The 19188-nt window shown below is 70.9% G+C and carries 17 protein-coding genes; 8 read left to right on the top strand and 9 right to left on the bottom strand.

Annotated elements, in window-relative coordinates; genetic code table 11:
- Positions 1–197: 197 nt before the first annotated feature.
- The 4 genes from dapC to ABH935_RS13655 form a co-directional block, all read right to left on the bottom strand.
- Positions 198–1295, bottom strand: a complete 1098-nt coding sequence (gene dapC / locus ABH935_RS13670) for a succinyldiaminopimelate transaminase (protein WP_370378240.1) — start codon at positions 1293–1295, stop codon at positions 198–200.
- Between the two features lie 55 nt (positions 1296–1350).
- Positions 1351–1680 carry a ferredoxin gene (gene fdxA, locus ABH935_RS13665; RefSeq protein ID WP_194913919.1) on the bottom strand — a complete coding sequence of 110 codons (330 nt, stop codon included), beginning with the start codon at positions 1678–1680 and terminating at the stop codon, positions 1351–1353.
- 111 nt (positions 1681–1791) lie between these two features.
- Entirely contained in the window at positions 1792–2496 is a 705-nt protein-coding gene (locus tag ABH935_RS13660) for a phosphatase PAP2 family protein (protein ID WP_370378239.1), read from the bottom strand.
- Positions 2497–2599: 103 nt separating this feature from the next.
- Entirely contained in the window at positions 2600–3178 is a 579-nt protein-coding gene (locus ABH935_RS13655) for a TetR/AcrR family transcriptional regulator (RefSeq protein WP_370378238.1), read from the bottom strand.
- 228 nt (positions 3179–3406) lie between these two features.
- Here ABH935_RS13655 and ABH935_RS13650 point away from each other — a divergent pair, with 228 nt between their 5' ends.
- The gene (locus ABH935_RS13650; protein WP_370378237.1) at positions 3407–4780 is read left to right on the top strand and encodes an MFS transporter; all 1374 of its coding nucleotides are present in this window, start codon (positions 3407–3409) and stop codon (positions 4778–4780) included.
- 56 nt (positions 4781–4836) lie between these two features.
- Here ABH935_RS13650 and ABH935_RS13645 read toward each other — a convergent pair whose 3' ends face one another.
- The 3 genes from ABH935_RS13645 to ABH935_RS13635 are packed head-to-tail and all read right to left on the bottom strand — an operon-like array spanning position 4837 to position 8052.
- Positions 4837–5427 carry a 2'-5' RNA ligase family protein gene (locus ABH935_RS13645; protein WP_370378236.1) on the bottom strand — a complete coding sequence of 197 codons (591 nt, stop codon included), beginning with the start codon at positions 5425–5427 and terminating at the stop codon, positions 4837–4839.
- A 2-nt stretch (positions 5428–5429) separates the two neighbouring features.
- Positions 5430–6470: a tryptophan--tRNA ligase gene (gene trpS, locus ABH935_RS13640; protein WP_370378235.1), complete on the bottom strand. Its 1041-nt coding sequence runs from the start codon at positions 6468–6470 to the stop codon at positions 5430–5432.
- Positions 6471–6474: 4 nt separating this feature from the next.
- The gene (locus tag ABH935_RS13635) at positions 6475–8052 is read right to left on the bottom strand and encodes a hemolysin family protein (protein WP_370378234.1); all 1578 of its coding nucleotides are present in this window, start codon (positions 8050–8052) and stop codon (positions 6475–6477) included.
- 153 nt (positions 8053–8205) lie between these two features.
- Between ABH935_RS13635 and ddaH the strand changes: the two genes are divergently transcribed.
- From ddaH to ABH935_RS13615, 4 genes are all read left to right on the top strand, one after another.
- On the top strand, positions 8206–9048 hold the full coding sequence (gene ddaH / locus ABH935_RS13630) for a dimethylargininase (protein ID WP_370378233.1): 843 nt from the start codon (positions 8206–8208) through the stop codon (positions 9046–9048).
- Between the two features lie 122 nt (positions 9049–9170).
- Complete coding sequence (gene rocD, locus ABH935_RS13625) at positions 9171–10352, top strand: ornithine--oxo-acid transaminase (RefSeq protein WP_370378498.1); 1182 nt, start codon at positions 9171–9173, stop codon at positions 10350–10352.
- A 206-nt stretch (positions 10353–10558) separates the two neighbouring features.
- Complete coding sequence (locus tag ABH935_RS13620) at positions 10559–11833, top strand: MFS transporter (RefSeq protein ID WP_370378232.1); 1275 nt, start codon at positions 10559–10561, stop codon at positions 11831–11833.
- A 9-nt stretch (positions 11834–11842) separates the two neighbouring features.
- Entirely contained in the window at positions 11843–12283 is a 441-nt protein-coding gene (locus tag ABH935_RS13615; RefSeq protein WP_370378231.1) for an Lrp/AsnC family transcriptional regulator, read from the top strand.
- A 117-nt stretch (positions 12284–12400) separates the two neighbouring features.
- On the opposite strand, the gene ABH935_RS13610 is transcribed toward ABH935_RS13615, so the two are convergent.
- Entirely contained in the window at positions 12401–13390 is a 990-nt protein-coding gene (locus ABH935_RS13610; RefSeq protein ID WP_370378230.1) for a malate dehydrogenase, read from the bottom strand.
- A 279-nt stretch (positions 13391–13669) separates the two neighbouring features.
- Here ABH935_RS13610 and ABH935_RS13605 point away from each other — a divergent pair, with 279 nt between their 5' ends.
- Both ABH935_RS13605 and ABH935_RS13600 read left to right on the top strand, forming a co-directional pair.
- The gene (locus tag ABH935_RS13605) at positions 13670–14467 is read left to right on the top strand and encodes a VOC family protein (protein WP_370378229.1); all 798 of its coding nucleotides are present in this window, start codon (positions 13670–13672) and stop codon (positions 14465–14467) included.
- Between the two features lie 60 nt (positions 14468–14527).
- Positions 14528–15751: a M20 family metallopeptidase gene (locus ABH935_RS13600; protein WP_370378228.1), complete on the top strand. Its 1224-nt coding sequence runs from the start codon at positions 14528–14530 to the stop codon at positions 15749–15751.
- 89 nt (positions 15752–15840) lie between these two features.
- On the opposite strand, the gene ABH935_RS13595 is transcribed toward ABH935_RS13600, so the two are convergent.
- Complete coding sequence (locus ABH935_RS13595) at positions 15841–17856, bottom strand: PIG-L family deacetylase (protein ID WP_370378227.1); 2016 nt, start codon at positions 17854–17856, stop codon at positions 15841–15843.
- A 139-nt stretch (positions 17857–17995) separates the two neighbouring features.
- Here ABH935_RS13595 and ABH935_RS13590 point away from each other — a divergent pair, with 139 nt between their 5' ends.
- The gene (locus ABH935_RS13590; protein ID WP_370378226.1) at positions 17996–19066 is read left to right on the top strand and encodes a hypothetical protein; all 1071 of its coding nucleotides are present in this window, start codon (positions 17996–17998) and stop codon (positions 19064–19066) included.
- The last annotated feature ends 122 nt before the right edge of the window (positions 19067–19188 follow it).

Raw genomic sequence — 19188 nt, 5'->3', positions numbered from 1 at the left:
CTTGCTCCGTTGGAACCGGCTCCTCAGTTGGCATTACTCCCCCTCGGTGGCGGATGTGCACGGGTACAGAGCGAACCGGGCCCCATCCATGGGACCCGGTGGTCAGACTACTGAGGCATATGCGGGTTCGTACTCAGTCCGGTACGACAGTACGAAAGTCGTGATGTTCGCCCGCGCAGGCGACGGTCAGCCGGCCGTCACGGCGCGGTCAGGCGTGCGGCCGCGGCGGCGACCCGCTCGTCGGTCGCGGTCAGCGCGACCCGCACGTGCCGCGCCCCGGCCTCGCCGTAGAAGTCTCCGGGAGCCACCAGGATGCCGCGCTCGGAGAGCCACTCGACGGTGCTCCAGCAGTCCTCGTCGCGCGTGGACCACAGGTACAGCCCGGCCTCGGAGTGGTCGATGCGGAAGCCCGCGCGCTCCAGCGCCTCGCGCAGCACCTGGCGGCGCTTGCGGTAGCGCTCCTTCTGCTCGGCGGCGTGGACGTCGTCGGTCAGGGCGACCGTCATCGCGTCCTGCACCGGCCGCGGCATGATCAGGCCGGCGTGCTTGCGCACCTCCAGCAGGTCGGCCACGACCGCGGGGTCGCCGGTGACGAAGCCGGCGCGGTAGCCGGCCAGGTTCGAACGCTTCGACAGGGAGTGCACGGCCAACAGGCCCTCGTGGCTGCCGCCGCGGATGTCCGGGTGCAGCAGCGAGACCGGCTCGGATTCCCAGGCCAGCTCGATGTAGCACTCGTCGGAGACCACGACGGTGCCGGACTCGCGGGCCGCTTCGACCACGGCGCGCAGTTCGGCGGCGGGGGCGACCCGGCCGTTCGGGTTGGCCGGGGAGTTGAGCCAGACGAGCTTCGGGCGGTGCGCGCGGATCAGGTCCGCGGCGGCCTCCGGGGCGGCCACGAGCGTGTCGGCGCCGGCGATGCGCGCGCCGACGTCGTACGTCGGGTAGGCCACCGACGGGATGGCCACCTGGTCGCCGGGGCCCAGGCCCAGCAGCGTCGGGAGCCAGGCCACCAGTTCCTTGGTGCCGATCACCGGCAGCACCGCCGCCGGGGCGATGCCGGTCACGCCGAGCCGGCGCGCCATCCAGCCGACGGCCGCCTCGCGCAGGGCGGGGGTGCCGTGCGTGAGCGGGTAGCCGGGGGCGTCGGACCCGGCGCGCAGCGCGTCTTGGACGACGGCCGGCACCGGGTCGACAGGCGTGCCGACGGACAGGTCGACGATCCCGTCCGGGTGTTGGCCGGCTCGTGCCTTGGCGGGCGCGAGCCGGTCCCACGGGAAGTCAGGGAGCTTCCGCATCGTGAAGGATTTCCTCTGGTGGAGCGGGATGTCGCCGGCGGGAGAGCTGGTGCTCTCAGCTCTCGCCCTCCGCCTGCGGCGGCAGGGCGGACACCAGGGGGTGGTCCTTCTCGATCAGACCCATCTTGGAGGCGCCACCGGGGGAGCCGAGGTCGTCGAAGAACTCCACGTTGGCCTTGTAGTAGTCCTTCCACTGCTCCGGGGTGTCGTCCTCGTAGAAGATCGCCTCGACGGGGCACACCGGCTCACAGGCGCCGCAGTCGACGCACTCGTCCGGGTGGATGTAGAGCATGCGCTCGCCCTCGTAGATGCAATCGACAGGGCACTCCTCGATGCAGGCCTTGTCCTTCACGTCCACGCAGGGCAGGGCGATGACGTAAGTCACTTTCTCCGGTCCTCCTGTTGATGCGGTGGGCGACGCAGCGGTGCGGGCTGCAAAACCCTATGCTCGTCCGCCCTTAGTATCACGCGTGAACGGCTGGTTCTCCTAAGCGGGTCAGCCAGCGGACGGCCGGTCCCCCCAAGGCCGCAGCACGGAGGCGCACAAGAGCGTCCAGCCGGCGCCCAGCGCGGCCCCCGCCAGGACGTCGGTCGGGAAGTGGACGCCGAGGACCGGACGCGACACGGCGATGACGATCACGTACAGCACCAGCACGGTCGCGGCGGCCCGGCGGGCGGCCGGGCTGACCAGCAGCGGGACCGCGGCCAGGATCAGCACGGCGGCCAGCGCCGAGGTCCCGGTGGCGTGGCCGGACGGGAACGAGGCGCCGGATTCTGTGGAGATCGTGTGCGCGGCGTCCCAGACCGGCCGGTGGCGGTCGACGCCCTTTTTGGCGACGTACGCGATGGCGTAGGCGCCGATCACCGAGGACGCGGCGAAGTATGCCGAGGTCCGCATCCGCAGCACATAGAAGGCGACCGCGACGAGGAGCCCGAGGCCCAGCGTCACGGTCGGCGAACCCGCGTTGGTGACGGCCTTGAAGAAGTCCGCGACCCCGGTGTCGCGCAGCGCGAACCGGTTCAGCGAGTCGTCGATCGACTGGTCCGTGCTGCGGGACGCCTTCGTCGCGACGATGATCGCCAGCAGGACGAAGACGCCGAGAGAAACCGCTCCCGACCAGCGCAGCGCGGACACTCGGGGGCGGTCGTCGGTGGCGTGCGCACGGTGCTGGACGACGGCGTGCCGGGGTTCGGTGAGCATGCCTCACCGTAACTTAGTCACCTGAAGTTCGTCTTGCGTTCACTACTCATTCACTTAACTTCGGGTGCGACAGCCCTTCTGGGACGACTGTCGGGATTAACCCCTATGCGTCCTGCTTGCGCAACCCCCGCAGCACCACGTCGAGCAGCAGATACGGGTTCACCGGCGGCACACCGGAATCGACCGGCTTCTCGGCGCGGCGCTCCACCGCCGTGACGATGCCCGAGCACAGCGACATCACATCCCAGAAGTTGACGTCGGAGCGGAACGCTTCGGCCCGCTGGCCGCGCTCCAGCAGGCGGGTTCCGGCGTCCATCATTTCTTTACAAGTCTGTCCGAGCGCGGTGCTCTGGTCGTGGATGGCCTCTTTCACCGCCAGCGACAGGCCGCGGTAGATCGCCATGTGCTCGATCAGCAGCGTCAGCCACTCGGTGAACGCCGCGTCGGCGTCCTCGCGGCACTCGGCGAGGGTCTGGGCACATTCGGCGAGCTTCAGGTAACGCTCGGCCAGAACGGCCGCGATGAGATCCTCGCGCCGGGGGAACCGGCGGTAGAGTGTCCCGATTCCCACGCCCGCCTGGCGCGCGATCTCCTCCAGGGACGTCTCGATCCCGTGGGTCGCGAACGCCGACTGGGCGACCTCGACGAGGCGCTCGCGGTTGCGGAGCGCGTCAGCCCTCACCTTGTCATCGTCCTTTCACCTCGTTGAGCAGGGCTTCCCCGAGCCCCGCGGAATTCCAGTTGCCGCCATGCGTACCGGCACTCTACGCTAAACGGAGTTAGCCTCCGCTTAAATGCTCGCCGTCAGGTGAAGGACACCATGTCTACTGCGTCCATATCCACAACACCTTCCACCGGGAAAGTTGTTCCAAAGCGCGAGCCCAAGCCGGGACTCATCCTCGCGACCATCGTGACCTGCCAGTTGATGCTGGTACTCGACGCCACCATCGTCAACATAGCCCTGCCGAAGATCCAGACCTCGCTCAAGTTCTCCGACGCGAACCTGTCGTGGGTGCTGAACGCCTACACGCTCGCCTTCGGCGGCCTGCTGCTGCTCGGCGGCCGCGCCGGCGACATCTTCGGGCGGCGGCGGATGTTCGTGTCCGGAGTCATCCTGTTCACCGTGGCCTCCTTCGTCGGCGGGCTCGCGGTCGACTCCACCATGCTGCTGGCCTCGCGGGCGTTGCAGGGTGTGGGTGCGGCGATGGCCGGACCGAGCATGCTGGCCCTGATCATCACCACCTTCCCCGAGGGCGCGCCGCGCGTGAAGGCGATGAGCCTGTTCACCGCGGTCTCCAGCGCCGGCGGCTCGGTCGGCCTGCTGCTCGGCGGGATGCTGACCACCTGGGGCTCGTGGCGGCTGGTCATGTACATCAACGTGCCGATCGGCGCGGTCGCCGCGATCGCCGCGGCCCGGTTGCTGAACGAGTCCCCGCGCGTGCAGGGCAAGATCGACTACCTCGGCGCGATCACCTCGGTCACCGGTATGGGCAGCCTGGTCTACGGCTTCATCAACGCCTCGGAGCACGGCTGGAGCAACGGAACCACCATCGGGGTGTTCGTCGCCGCGGTGGTGCTGTTGAGCGCGTTCGTGTTCATCGAGTCCCGCGTCGAGTTCCCGGTGTTCCCGCTGCGTCTGCTGCGGAACTCCACCAGGGCCCGGAGCTACGGCTCGTACGTGCTGCTGGTCGGCGCGATGTTCTCGATGTTCTTCTTCATGCCGCAGTTCATGCAGGAGGTGCTGGACTACTCGCCGATGCGCGCGGGCCTGGCGTTCCTGCCGCTGACCGCGACGCTGTTCGCGGTCTCGCGCTTCATCCCCAAGCTGCTCCCCCGCTTCGGCCCGCGTCCGCTGATCGTCCTCGGTACGGCGCTGATCGCCGGCGCGCTGCTCTGGCTGTCGCAGGTCTCGGTCCACACCGGCTTCGTCAGCGGCCTGCTGGTGCCGTTCCTGATGTTCGGCCTCGGCGGCGGTATCGCGTTCAGCCCGATCGCGCTGAACATCATGAACGGCCTGGCTCCGCGCGACTCCGGCGCCGGCTCCGGGCTGATGCAGGCGTGCCAGCAGATCGGCGGCGCGCTGGGCATCGCGGTGCTGGTGACGATCTTCACCTCGTCGATGAAGGGCAGCCACGACCCGAACCCCAAGGTGAACTTCACGCACGGCCTGGGCACCGGTCTGACGGTCGGCGCGGGGATCGCGCTGGCGGTGTGTCTGATCTCGATGACGCTGCGGCCGAAGCCGGCGGCGGCGCCTTCGGGGCCGGCGCCTGTGCTGGAGTAGGCGAGTCTGTGCCAGGGCGGCTTCCGGTGAGTGCCACTGGGGGCCGCCGGCGCGAATCAGCGCCCGTAGGGGAACAACCGCCGAACCCGCCACACCCCGTCGTCGCCGTGCAGGTACAGCGCGAACCCGGTGACCGGGAAGCGGGCCTCGTAGCCCGCGAGCGTTTCCTGGGCGCGGCTGAGCGCGTCCTCGGGGAGTTCGTGGGCGACCGTGACGTGCGGGTGGTACGGGAAGCGCGCCTCGCCCGCGAGTATGCCGGAGCGGACCAGGGCCTCGGTGGCGGCGCACTCCTCGGCGCCCTGGGCCACCCGGACGAAGGTCACCGGGGAGATCGGGCGGAAGGTACCGGTGCCCTGCAGCAGCATCGAGAACGGCCGGCCCGAGGACGCCGCCTTGGCGAGGTGGTCCTCGATACCGGGGAGGTCCTCGCGTTCGACCTCGCTCGGCGGCAGGAGGGTCACGTGCGTCGGGATCGCCAGGGCCATCGGGTCGTGGAACGACGCACGCCACTTCTGCAGTTCGGTGCCGTAGGGCTCGGGGATCGGGACCGCGACGCCGATGGTCACGGTGTCCGCCCCCCGGGCTCCGGACGCGAAGGGGTTGGCCCCGGCGAAGGTCGCCGCGAGCGGATCCGATACGCCGCCCACCGTCAGTTCCCCGCCGCGGGGAGGAACCCGACTCGGTCGTAGACCTCGGACAGGGTCCGGGTCGCGATGGTGCGGGCCTTGGCGGCACCCTCGGCCAGGACCGCGTCCAGCTTGTCGGGCTCGGCCAGGATGGCCTGCGTGCGCTCCCGGAACGGGGTCACGAAGTCGACGAAGACCTCGGCGAGGTCCTTCTTCAGGTCGCCGTAGCCCTTGCCCTCGTAGGCGGTCTCCAGTTCGGGGATGCTCCGGCCGTCCAGTGCCGCGTAGATCGACAGCAGGTTGGAGATGCCGGCCTTGTTCACCTCGTCGTAGCGGATCTCGCGCTCGGTGTCGGTGACCGCGGAGCGGATCTTCTTGACCGAGACCTTCGGGTCGTCCAGCAGCTCGATGATGCCGGCCGGCGAGGAGGCCGACTTCGACATCTTCGCGCCCGGGTCCTGCAGGTCGGTGATCTTGCCGGTGGCCTTGATGATGTACGGGTCCGGGACCGTGAAGTAGTCGCCGTAGCGGCCGTTGAAGCGCTGCGCCAGGTCCCGGGTCAGCTCCAGGTGCTGGCGCTGGTCCTCGCCGACCGGGACCTCGTCCGCGTTGTACAGCAGCACGTCGGCGGCCATCAGCATCGGGTAGGTGAACAGGCCCACGTTGGTGTTGGTCGTGCCCTGCTTGCCGGACTTGTCCTTGAACTGGGTCATCCGGCCGGCCTCGCCGAAGCCGGTCATGCAGGTCAGAACCCAGGCCAGCTGCGCGTGCTCAGGCACATGGCTCTGCACGAACAAGGTGCTGCGCCCCGGGTCGATCCCGGCCGCCATCAGCTGCGCGGCGGCGACCCGGGTGCGCTGGCGCAGCAGCTTCGGGTCCTGCTCGACGGTGATCGCGTGCAGGTCCACGACGCAGTAAATGGTCTCGTGGGTCTCCTGCAGGGGCACCCACTGCCGAATCGCGCCGAGGTAGTTCCCGACGTGGAAGGAGTCGGCGGTCGGCTGGATGCCGGAGAAGACGCGCTTGCGACCGGAGGACTGGGGAGCGGCTGCCATGGGCCCCATTCTCTCAGATCCGCGGCTCGCTTTGATCGGGTTCTCCCGGGATCTCCTCACCCGCACCGGCCCGGCCGACCCCTTCGCCACCATCAGTATTCGAATGATCACTGGAGGTGATATCTGTGGCGGATTCGGGGCTGCCGACGGGCGCCTCGGGCGCGGGCGCCTCCGCGGCTGGCGCTTCGGCGGCGAGAGCATCGACGGGAGCATCGGCGGCGGAGGCCTCCGCCGCCCCGCCCTCGGGCAGCCGCGTGATCCGGATCCGCGCGATGCGCCGGCCGTCCATCTCGGCGACCCGCAGCTGGGAGCGGTGGATCTCGCGCTCGACGTCCTCGGCGTCGTCCTCCGGGCCGGCGCCGTGCCGGCCGGGGACGGCCTCGAAGGCGACCACCACCTCGTCGCCGAGCGCCGGGAGCCGCCCGAGCTGGGCCACCATGAACCCGGCCGCGGTCTCGTACGGGCCGTCGGGCAGCTCGATCCCGGTCTCGTCCATGAAGTCGTCCAGGTTCAGCAGGCCGTCGACCTCCATCACCCCGCCGACCAGCCGGGTGGTGCCGGCCTGGCCGACGTCGTACTCGTCCTGGATGTCGCCGATCAGCTCCTCGATCAGGTCCTCCAGGGTGACGATGCCGGCGGTGCCGCCGTACTCGTCGACGACGATCGCCAGGTGGGTGGACTCCGCGCGCATCTCCGAAAGCGCCGAGAGCACCTGCTTGGAGGTCGGCAGCATCTTCACCGGCCGGGCGATCTCCTCCAGCCGGATCGAGCGCCCGGCCAGCTCCGGGTTCAGGAAGTCGCGCACGTGCACGAATCCGATGACGTTGTCCGCCGAGCCCTCGATCACCGGATAGCGCGAGTGCGGCTCGGAGGCGGCGATCCGCGCCGCCTGCCGGATCGGCAGCTGGCCGTCCAGGAACGTGACCTCGGTGCGCGGCACCAGCACCTCGCGCAGCTGCCGGTCGCCGGCGTCGAAGATCTCGTCGATCAGCTCGCGCTCGTCGCTGTTCAGCGTCTCGTTCCCGGCCACCATCAGGCGCAGCTCCTCGGAGGAGACCGCCTCGCGGCCCACGTCCGGGTCGCCGCCGAACAGCCGCACCACGCCGTTGGTGCACACCGAGAGCAGGAAGATGAACGGCCGCACCACAGCGGCCATCCGGTTCAGGAAGGGCGCGACCGCACGCGCCGTGGGCTCGGGCCGTTGCAGCGCCAGCCGCTTGGGCGCGAGCTCGCCGATCACCAGGGTCACGAAGGTGATGACCAGCGTGACGCCGACGACCCCGACGAACCCGGCCAGGCCTTTGCCGAGCCCGGCGCTGATCAGGCCGCGCTTGGCACTCTCGGACAGGGTGATCGCGCCGTAGGCGGAGGACAGCAGCGCGGTCAGCGTGACGCCGATCTGCACCGTGGCCAGCCAGCGGTTCTGGTCGCGCACCAGTTTGGCCACCACCTGGCCGCGGCGGCCCTGCTGGGCCATGGCCTCCAGCTGGCTCTCACGCAACGAAACGAGCGCGATCTCGGACGCGACGAACAGCGCCTCGATGAGGATCAGCGCCAGGACGACCAGGATGGACACGAGAATCGGGCTCACCCCGTTGATTGTAGGGAGCGCGGGTCTCCCGCCGTTGGGACGCCAGTGGCGCAATGAAACACCTGTGACTGCCCGATCTTCGCAACGATCGCGCGACGACACGCAACGAAGGTTCCTTGAGCAGGGAAAACACCGTACTTATGCTCAGGTTGCATGATCCCCGAGACACTCCTCGCGCCTTCGGCGGCACAGCGCGTGGCGATCCCGCGCCGGTATCTCATGTGCCCGCCCGACCATTTCGCGGTCACCTACTCGATCAACCCCTGGATGGACCCGGACGAACCGGTCGACGCCTCGCTGGCCGCGCGCCAGTGGGAGGCCCTGCGTGACGCGTACCTGGACCTCGGCCACCAGGTGGAGACCATCAAGCCGATCGAGGGCCTGCCGGACATGGTGTTCGCGGCCAACGGCGCGACCGTCGTGGGCGGCAAGGTGCTCGGCGCCTCCTTCCGCAACGAGGAGCGCCGGGCCGAGGGTCCGGCGTACATGGAGTGGTTCCGCAAGAACGGCTTCGCCGAGGTCCACGACCCGCAGTTCATCAACGAGGGCGAGGGCGACTTCCTGTACGCGGGCGACTGGATCCTGGCCGGCCACGGCTTCCGGTCCGACCCGAACGCGCACCTGGAGGCGCAGGAGTTCTTCGGGATGCCGGTGATCGGGCTGCGCCTGGTCGACCCGCGCTACTACCACCTGGACACGGCGATCGCGGTGCTCGACAACCAGACCATCGCCTACTACCCCGAGGCCTTCTCGCCGGGTTCGCAGGCCGTCCTGCGCACGCTGTACCCGGACGCCGTCCTGGCCACCGCCGAGGACGCCGCCGTCTTCGCACTCAACGCGGTCTCCGACGGCCTGCACGTCCTGCTGCCGCAGGCCGCCACGGGCCTGGCGGCCCGGCTCGCCGAGCGCGGCTACCAGCCGATCGGCGTGGACCTGTCCGAACTGCTCAAGGCGGGCGGCTCGGTCAAGTGCTGCACGCTGGAGCTCAGAAGCTGAAAGGGGTCCGTACCGTGACCACGATCTCTGACACCGGCCGCGACACCGAGCCGGGCTCGGGCACCTTCAAGGCGCAGGCCGGCGCGGGGCCGCGGAATCCGCCCTCGGCCCGGGCCCAGGAGCTGATCGCGCAGTCCGACGCGCACACCGCGCACAACTACCACCCGCTGCCGGTGGTGATCGCCGAGGCCGACGGGGCCTGGGTGACCGACGTCGACGGCAACCGCTATCTGGACATGCTCGCCGGGTACTCCGCGCTGAACTTCGGGCACCGCAACCCGGTGCTGCTGGCCGCGACCCGCGACCAGCTGGGCCGGGTGACGCTGACCTCGCGGGCGTTCCACCACGACCAGTTCGGGCCCTTCGTCGCCGAGCTGTCCGCGCTGTGCGGCAAGGAGGCGGCGCTGCCGATGAACTCCGGGGCCGAGGCCGTGGAGACCGCGCTGAAGACCGCGCGCAAGTGGGGCTACCAGGTCAAGGGCGTCCCGGAGGACCGCGCGCAGATCATCACGTGCGAGGGCAACTTCCACGGCCGGACGCTGTCCATCGTGTCGTTCTCCACCGATCCCGACGCGCGCAACGAGTTCGGGCCGTTCACCCCGGGCTTCGTCTCGGTCCCCTACGGCGACGCCTCGGCGATCGAGGCGGCCATCACCGATGACACCGTCGCGATCCTCCTGGAGCCCATCCAGGGCGAGGCCGGCGTCCTGGTGCCGCCGGACGGGTACCTGGCGGCGGTCCGCGAGATCTGCACCCGGCGCGGCATCCTGATGATGGCCGACGAGATCCAGTCCGGGCTGGGGCGGACCGGATACACCTTCGCCTGCGACCACGAGGACGTCGTCCCGGACGTCTACATCCTGGGCAAGGCGCTCGGCGGCGGCATCCTGCCGGTGTCGGCGGTGGTCGCCGACCGCGACGTGCTCGGCGTCTTCCACCCCGGCGAGCACGGCTCCACCTTCGGCGGCAACCCGCTGGCCTGCGCGGTCGGCCGCGCGGTGGTCGGGCTGCTGGCCACCGGCGAGTACCAGGAGCGGGCCCGCACGCTCGGCGCGCACCTGCACGAGGCGTTGGCGCGGCTGCCGAAGGAGATGGTGCGCGAGGTCCGCGGACGCGGGCTGTGGGCAGGCGTCGACATCGACCCCTCGTTCGGCACCGGCCGCGAGATCTCCGAGCGCCTGATGGCGCGCGGGGTCCTGGCCAAGGACACCCACGGCTCGACCATCCGCATGGCGCCGCCGCTCGTGGTGACCGCCGAGGACCTGGACTGGGCGGTGCTTCAACTACAGAGCGCTCTGGGTTGATACTGTCTGTCGGTCGCGACGGACCCGGCCTCGGCGGCCGGGTCCGCGCGGCGTGATCGGCCGCGCTCGCGGCGGGGGTACGGCCCGCTGCGGGCGCGGCTTCGTTTCCTTAGACGCGCGCTGCGGCGTTTTAGTCGCACTGGAAGCCGGTTTTCTCAGGAAGCGCGGTCCGCGCATAGACCGCCGGGGTCGTCTTCAATGAACTGATGACGTCACCCCTTCGCCACAACCGCTCGTTCCTCGTGCTGTGCGCGGACCAGCTGGCCGGATCGGTGGGACGGCAGGTCACCGCGGTCGCGCTGCCGTTGACGGCCGTGGTGCGGCTGCACGCCGGGCCGTTCGGGGCGTCCGCCCTGATGGCTTTGACGTTCCTGCCGGGCGCAGTGCTCAGTCCGTTCGTCGGGTTGATGGTGGACCGGTCGCGGTTGCGACAGCTGCTCGTCGCGCTGACGGTCGCACAGGGGCTGCTGCTGGCGGCGGTGCCCGTCGCGGACGCGTCCGGGTGGCTTTCCTGGACTGTGCTGTACGCGGTGGCTCTGGGGTCGGGGACGCTCGCGACGACGCTGACTGTCGCGTTGCAGGCGGCGTTGCCGCGCGCTGTCGCAGCGGATCAGTTGCTCGACGCGAATGTCGGGCTCTCCGGGGCGCGGACCGCGGGGCAGATCGGCGGGCCGGCGATCGGCGGATTGTTCGTGGCCTGGTTCGGGACGTCCGACGCGTTGTTGGGCGACAGCGTGGCCTTCGCGGTGGAGGCGGTGCTGCTGTGCTTGCTGCCCGCGGCGTTGAACGTCGCAGGAGTGCGGAAAGCGCAGCAGGAGCCGTGGTTGCAGGGCGTGCGCGAGGGATTCCGCGTCATCGCCGACGACCACGTTCTGCGGCGCCAAGTCACCGCGGCTGGAGCGCTGAACTTCGGCGGTGCGGTGACCGGAGGCTTCTTCGTGTTCTACGCCACCGACAAGCTGCACCTGCGGAGCTGGCAGCTGGGCGTCACGTTCGCGGTGTTCGCGACCGCGTCGGCGCTGGGTGTACTGGTGACCAAGCGGGTGGCGAAGGGCTTCGGGCTGGCGGAGTCGGTGAAGTACTGCGCGGTCGGCGCGGCAGCGGCGCTGTTCCTGATGCCGGCCGCGGCGTTGGGACTGCCGTTCGAGACGTTGATCGCGTATCAGCTCGCGTTCGGACTGCTGGCGACGGTGTGGGCCATCGCCATGACCACGGCGCGGCAGCTGGCGGCGCCGCCGGAGTTGCAGGGGCGGGTCGCGGCGTTCCAGCAGGCCGCGGTGACCGGGGCGATCCCGGCCGGGGCGCTGCTCGGCGGGTTCGCCGCGGGCCGGATGGGTGTCGCACCGGTGCAGGTGGCCGGGGCCACGGTGGCCCTGGCCGGCGCCGGGACCCTGTGGCTGCCGAGCGGAGGTCTGACCGCGCGCGCCTGGCGGCGGCGTCCGGGATCAGGGGTCCGGGGCTGCGAGGCCGCGGACCGCTAATCTCAGGGCATGGACAGCCTCGACCGCGCGATCATCGACGTTCTGCGGCGCGACGCGCGCGCCTCGTTCGCCGAGGTCGGGACAGAGGTGGGGTTGTCGGCGTCGGCGGTGAAGCGGCGCGTCGACCGGCTGCGGGCGGACGGCGCGATCCGCGGATTCTCGGTGATCGTCGACCGGACCGCACTCGGCTGGACCACCGAGGCCTTCGTCGAGGTCTACTGCGGGGACCGGACGTCGCCGGATGTGATCAGGGAGTGCGTCGCCCGGCATCCCGAGGTGGTCGCCGCCTACACGATCACCGGGGACGCCGACGCGCTGCTGCACCTCGTGGCCGAGGACATGCGGCATCTGGAGGAGGCGCTGGAGCGGATCCGGCGGGAGCCGGAGATCCAGCGGACGCGGTCGGCGCTGGTGCTGACGCGACTGTTGGCGCGCGATCCGACGGTCTGAGGCCGCGGCTGAAGCACAGAACGGCCCGGTGTCCACACCAGGACACCGGGCCGTCGAATGCTCGGATCAGGCCGCGCGGATCAGATCGTGCCGATCAGGCCGCGCGGATCGGACCGCTCAGATCAGGCCGAGCTGCTTCACCGCGTCGCGCTCCTCGGCGAGCTCGTTGACCGAGGCGTCGATGCGGGCCCGCGAGAAGGCGTCGATGTCCAGGCCCTGGACGATGCTCCACTCGCCGTTCTTCGTGGTCACCGGGAAGGAGGAGACCAGGCCCTCCGGCACGCCGTAGCTGCCGTCGGAGACGACGCCCATGGAGGTCCAGTCGCCCTCGGCGGTGCCGTTGACCCAGGTGTGGACGTGGTCCAGGGCCGCGTTGGCGGCGGAGGCGGCGCTGGAGAAGCCGCGCGCCTCGATGATCGCCGCGCCGCGCTTGGCGACGGTCGGGATGAAGTCCTTCTCGATCCAGTCCTGGTCGTCGATGACCTCGGCGGCGTTCTTGCCCGCGATCTTGGCGTGGAACACGTCCGGGTACTGGGTCGCGGAGTGGTTGCCCCAGATGGTCATGTTCGTGATCTCGCTGACCGGCACGCCGGTCTTCAGCGCGAGCTGGCCCAGGGCGCGGTTGTGGTCCAGGCGGGTCATCGCGGTGAAGCGGGACTTCGGGACGTCCGGGGCGTGCGCGGCGGCGATCAGGGCGTTGGTGTTGGCCGGGTTGCCGACCACCAGGACCTTGATGTCGTCGGCGGCGTGCGCGTTGATCGCCTCGCCCTGCGGCTTGAAGATGCCGCCGTTGGCCTCCAGCAGGTCGCCGCGCTCCATGCCGGCGGTGCGGGGGCGGGCTCCGACCAGCAGCGCCACGTTGGCGCCGGTGAAGCCGTCCTTGGGGTTGTCGTGGATGTCGATGCCGGCCAGCAGCGGGAACGCGGAGTCGACCAGCTCCATCGCCGTGCCCTCGGCGGCCTTGACCGCCTGCGGGATCTCCAGCAGATTCAGCTTCACCGGCACGTCCGGGCCCAGCAGGTGGCCGGAGGCGATGCGGAACAGCAGGGCGTAGCCGATCTGGCCGGCCGCGCCGGTCACGGTGACGTTGACGGGGGTGCGGGACATCGCTTGTGGCTCCTGCGTTTATGTGAAGGTTCCGTATGGATGTGTTGCCAGCCCACAGGCTACTCCTGGAGTACCTGCGTGGTTTCTCTCCGGTAGGGCCGACGCCTGTGAGAAAGCAGACATGTACCGGAAGCGGGTGACTCCATTCCGTGTACGGTTCGTGGCTGTCAGTGGCGAGTGGAAGACTCGGGCATAACGACGTGATGCACCTCACAACGGTATGTGCGGTGTACGGCGCCGTCGCCCCACCGCACGCCCGAGAACGAGGAAGGCCCGCTCATGATCACCTCTGACGACACCCCGAACCTGCCCGGCTGGATCGATCTCGGCTCCCCCGATCCCGGCGCCTCGGCCGCGTTCTACGGCCGGGTCTTCGGCTGGACCTCCGAGCAGCTGATGCCGGACTCCCCGGACGGCCCCGGCTACTGGTCGCTGCGCAAGGACGGCAAGTCGGTCGCCGGACTCGGCGGCCTGACCGATCCGGCCGCCAAGCCGGACTGGACGACGTACGTGCGGGTGGCCGACGCCGCCGCGTCCGTGGCCGCCGCCGAGAAGGGAGGCGCCAAGGTCCGCGTCCCGGTCATGGAGGTCCCCGGCGAGGGCTCCTTCGCCCAGCTCACCGACCCCAGCGGCGCCGAGTTCGCGGTCTGGCAGCCCGGCGGGACCACCGGCTTCGAGGCGTGCTGCGTCGAGGACACGATGCTGTGGGCCGAGTTGTGGACCCGCGACCCGGCCGCTGCGAAGGCCTTCTATCCGGCGCTGTTCGGCTGGAACGTCGAGCCGTACATGGAGGGCGCGCCGGAGGGCGGCGGCTACGACATGTGGACGACCCGGCCCGGCGACCCGCTGGCCGCGTTCGGCGGGATCATGACGATCACCGACCAGGTGCCGATCCAGGACGAGAAGTGGATCCCCTACTTCATGGTGGCCGATGCCGACCAGACCGTCGAGCGCGTGACGGGCTCCGGCGGCGCCGTCCTGATCCCGGCCGCCGACGCCCCGCCCGGACGGCTGGCGGCGCTGACCGACCAGTTTGGCGCGCGGTTCAACATCCTGCAGCCGGCGCCGATGGCGTAGGGGTCACCCGCCGGGACCGGCCCTCACCCCACGTCTGGACAGGCGGTGCAGGATGGCAGCATGACCTACACCGATGACGCCAAGGGCCTGCAGGAGGACCTGGTCCGGCTGCGCCGCGACCTGCACCGCATACCCGAGATCGGCCTGAACCTGCCCCGCACCCAGGAGCGGGTCCTGGCCGCGCTCGACGGCCTGCCGCTGGAGATCACCCTGGGCACCGAGCTGAACTCGGTGACGGCCGTGCTGCGCGGGACCGGGCCGGCGGCCGGGGGTGCCCCGGACTCCGGGACCGCCCCCAAGCAGGCTGTGCTGCTGCGCGGCGACATGGACGCGCTGCCGGTGGTGGAGAAGACCGGCCGGGACTTCGCCGCCGCCGGCCCGAACATGCACGCCTGCGGCCACGACCTGCACACCGCCATGCTGGTCGGCGCGGCCAGGCTGCTGAGCGCGCACCGCGACCGGCTGGCCGGCGACGTGGTGTTCATGTTCCAGCCCGGCGAGGAGGGCGACGACGGCGCCGGGCACATGATCCGCGAGGGCGTGCTGGACGCCGCCGGCCCGCGCGTGGTCGCCGCCTACGGCATGCACGTGATGTCCGACCGCCTGCCGCGCGGCCACTTCGTGTCCCGCGCCGGCACGTTCATGGCCGGCGCCGACGAGATCGCGGTGACGGTGCGCGGCGCCGGCGCCCACGGTTCGCGGCCGCACACCGGCAAGGACCCGGTCCCGGTGGCCTGCGAGATGGTGGTGGCGCTGCAGTCGCTGGTGACCCGCAAGTTCGACATCTTCGACCCGGTGGTGATCACCGTCGGCGAGTTCCACGCCGGCACCGCGGCGAACATCATCCCGGACGACGCCACCTTCCACGTGACGATGCGCTCGTTCTCCCGCGAGTCCCGGACCCGGCTGCTGGAGGTGGTGCCGGAGCTGTTCCAGGGACTGGCCGCGGCCTACGGCTGCGCCGTGGAGATCACCTACAAGGAGCAGTACCCGCCGACCGTGAACCACGCGCCGGAGGTCGACTTCCTGGAGGAGGTCGTGCGCGAGGTGCACGGCGAGGAGCGGTTCTCCCGGATCGCCAACCCGAACCCCGGCGCTGAGGACTTCTCGCGGGTGCTGGAGGAGGTGCCGGGGACCTACGCGTTCCTCGGCGCGTGTCCCAAGGACGATTACACGAGCGCGCCGTCGAACCACAGCCCGCTGGCCGACTTCGACGACTCGGTGCTAGGCGACGGCGCCGCGCTGCTGGCCGAACTGGCCGAGCGGCGGCTCGCGCGCGGCTGAAGCCGAACACGGCGCGACCACAACCGCGACCACAACGCAGAGCAGCCCCGGACGAGAGCGTCCGGGGCTGCTTCATGGCGAGGGGAGAATCAGCTGCCTGCCAGTTCCCACGCCCCGTACGGACTGGCCGCACCCGGCGCGGACTGCCGCGCCGCATGCAGCCCGGCGTCCCGCTCAAAGGCCAGCACGACCTGGCGGCCGCGCCCGTCGAGCACGACGACCGGGGCGCCGAGGACCACGTTGCCCAGGTCCGGGAACGTGCTGAAGCCGATGTTCGGCTTGTCCTGGACCCCCAGGCTCACCCCGCCGCCGCGGTTGCGCGTGGCCAGCGTCATCCGGCCGTCGCTGCCGGCGTTCGCCGAAACGCCTTCGAGCCCGACCGTGCCGAGGGAACTCGACCAGGTCGTCCAGAAACCGGTGGTCCGCTGCCACTGCGACGCGACCGCCCCGGTGCCCGCCTGCACGTAGAAGATCTGCATGCGGCCGTCGGCGTTGCGGGTGAAGCTGACCGGCCCGGCCGTCGCCGGGCCCACCGGTACCGCGTCGATCGGGTAGGCGCCGGTGTTCGGGTTCTCGCTCCAGTGCAGCAGGCCGTTGACCGACGGGGCGAACAGCTCGACGTGCCCGTCCAGGGGAGACACCCCCGCGGTCAGGTCGTCGCGCACCAGGTAGCCCTTGAGGTCGGCCCAGTCGGACGGCCAGGTCCCGTTCGGGTTCTGCTTCAGGGCGCTGACCCCGCTGCCCCAGTTGCGCACGAACACGGTCAGCCGGCCGTCGCGCTCGACCACCACGGCCGGGTTGCCGGTCAGCGCCCGCTCCCGCGCGATGTTCGGGTTGCCCAGCTCGGTCCACGGGCCCCAGGTTCCCGAGGCGGCCCGGGTGGTGGTGAGGATCTGCTCGTCCGACAGCCGGATCCCGACGATGTGCAGGAGGCCGGAACCGTCCTTGATCAGCGTCAGATTCGAACCCATCGGGACGCTGCCGGGCACCGGGGTCGGTCCGGTCCAGCCGCCGCCCGAGGCGTTCTCCCGCCAGACCTGGACCTTGTTGTCCAGCATCGCCACCGCGTTCAGCCGGCCGGCGGAGTCCAGGGCCGCCCACGACACGCCGTTGGTCCAGCGCGGGTACTCGCGGCGGACCCACGCCCCGTAGAAACGCGGGTCGCTCGGGTTCGGCTCGGGGTCGTACCGCCCGTGATAGTGCCCCGGGGTGTCGCCGCGGTCCGGTCCGAGATAGGTCAGGAACTCGTCCTCCTTGTCGGCGGCGTTGACGGGGTCCAGGTTCGCGGGGTCGACCGTGATGGTGTAGGTCCGGTAGTCCCGCAGCAGGAGGTGACCCTTGCCGCCGGGGCCGTGCCAGCCCCGCGAGGCGGCGCCGACGAACCGGGCGACGCCGATGTGGTCGATGTTGAACACGTAGTCGTAGCCGACGTTCGGGTCCAGCGACAGCACCGTGCTGGCCTGGTAGCGCGCCATCAGGTCGGTGAGCGTCTTGAGCAGGTCGTCGTGGGTGTAGCGCTGGTTGGCGTAGAGCGGGTCGCAGTCCTTCCCGCCGTCGCGGATGTCGGTGCCCTCCGACTTCTCCTCCAGCCCCGGCTTGGGGTTCTCGAAGAGGTCGTAGATGTTGGAGAAGCCGTCTCCCCCGGACTTGAAGTGCCCGTTCCCGGCTTCGTGCAGGCGCAGGAAGACGAGCTTGGTGGTGGGGCGCTGGTCGAGGGTGTCCTCCTCGATGGTCCGCCCGTTGACCCTGATGGCGGTCCGGGTCCACGTCGCGCCCTTGACACCCCGGGAGTGCGCGGCCCGCAGGCCGTCGAACCTGCTTTCCGAATACGCGCACGGATCGGGGAACTCGGTGTCCTTGTCCTGATCGCCGTGGGTGGTGGAGTCCCCGGCGGTGACGTAGACGGTCGTGCTGGGGAGGTCGTAGTCCTGCTTCAGGTCCGGTTCCATGAACAGCAGGTCGTCGTCCGGATGGGCGAGGATCGCGAGCACCGACGGCGATACCGCGGGGGTGTCCGCGAACGCCGGCGGCCCCCACACCGCCGCCATGGCGGCCGCGGTGAGGAATGAGGCCAGGCCGGCCGCGGCCTTCGTTCGAATGCGCATATAAGACACCAGTCTGCCCAGGTCAGGGAGCCGTTCGGCGCCAATCGGTATTTTCACGGCGAAATGTACATCAAAGCACCGATACTCCGTCGTATCGTTGCGTCGCGATATCAGCCATCAGGGATCGGAAGGCACACCCGTGGAGCAGCACGCACCCCGCCGCCGCGCGCGCCGGAGGATTTCCCCCTCGACAGCGCTCACGGCCGTCGCCGTGACCGCCCTGGCCGGAACCGTCGTCCTGCTGCCGGCAGCCGTGGCGCGCGCCGCCGCGGGTCAGCCGCAGACCGACATGTTCACGGATAACGGCGTGTTCACCGTGCCGGCCGGCGTCACCCGGGTCGAGGTGACCGTGGCCGCGGCCGGTGGCGGCGGGGGCGGGGACAGCACCGCCCCGGGCATGCAGGCCTGGGGCGGCGGCGGGGGCGGCGAGGGCGGTCTGGTGACCTGTCGGCTGACGGTGACGCCGGGAGCGAAGTACGACGTCGTGGTCGGCGGAGCGGGCGGCAGCGGAGGAAGTCAGGGCACTCCCGACACCGACGCGACGGCGGGCTACGGCGACGGCGGCGGCCAGGCCGGCGCCGATCGGTCCGGGAACGCGGCCGGCGGTAGCGCCGGCGGCCCGAAGGGCGGCGGCGGAGGAGGCGGCGGTATCGGGGCCTCCTCACCGAACCGGATTCCGAGCGGTTCCGGCGGCCCGGGCGGCGGCGTGGTGCCCGGTTCCGGCGGACCCGGCGGCACCGGCACCGCCGACGAGATCCCGGGCGGCGGAGGAGGAGGCGGAGGAGGCGCGAGCAGCTTCGGCAGCGGCAAGACCATCGCCTACGCGTTCGGCGGAGGAGGAGGCGGGGCCGGGCAGCTGGACCAGCACGAGGGCGGCTACGGCGGCGACGGCGGGCTCGGCGGCGCCGGCGGTGTCTGCGAGCAGGACGGCCGGCAGATCGCAGCGGTGCAGAACATCTCCGGTCAGAACGGGACCCGCGGCGCGTCGAACGCCAGCGACTACACCGTGTTCGGCGGCGACGGCGGGGGGTCGCTCGCCCCGACCGGCGGCAACGGCGGAGGCGGCGCGGCCCAGGACGGCGGGGACGGAGGCACCGGGGGCGGCTCGCAACCGCCGAGTTCCTCGGGATCCCCCACACCGCCGGTCAGCGCGGCGCCGGGGTTCGGGAACAACGGGGTCGTGTTCGTGACCTACACGCCGGCGGCTTAGCCCGGGCTCAGCCCCCGGAGAACCGACCAGCCCCGGGAACCCGAGAGGTGGGGGGGGGGGGGGGGGCGCGCCGCGGGGCCGGGGGGGGGCGTGCGGGGGGGCGGGTGGGGGAGGACCCGGCG

This window comes from Catenulispora sp. GAS73 (assembly GCF_041262085.1).
Lineage (GTDB): Bacteria > Actinomycetota > Actinomycetes > Streptomycetales > Catenulisporaceae > Catenulispora.
Note: the sequence above shows the minus strand (reverse complement) of the source record. Positions and strands in the feature narration are given on the sequence as shown.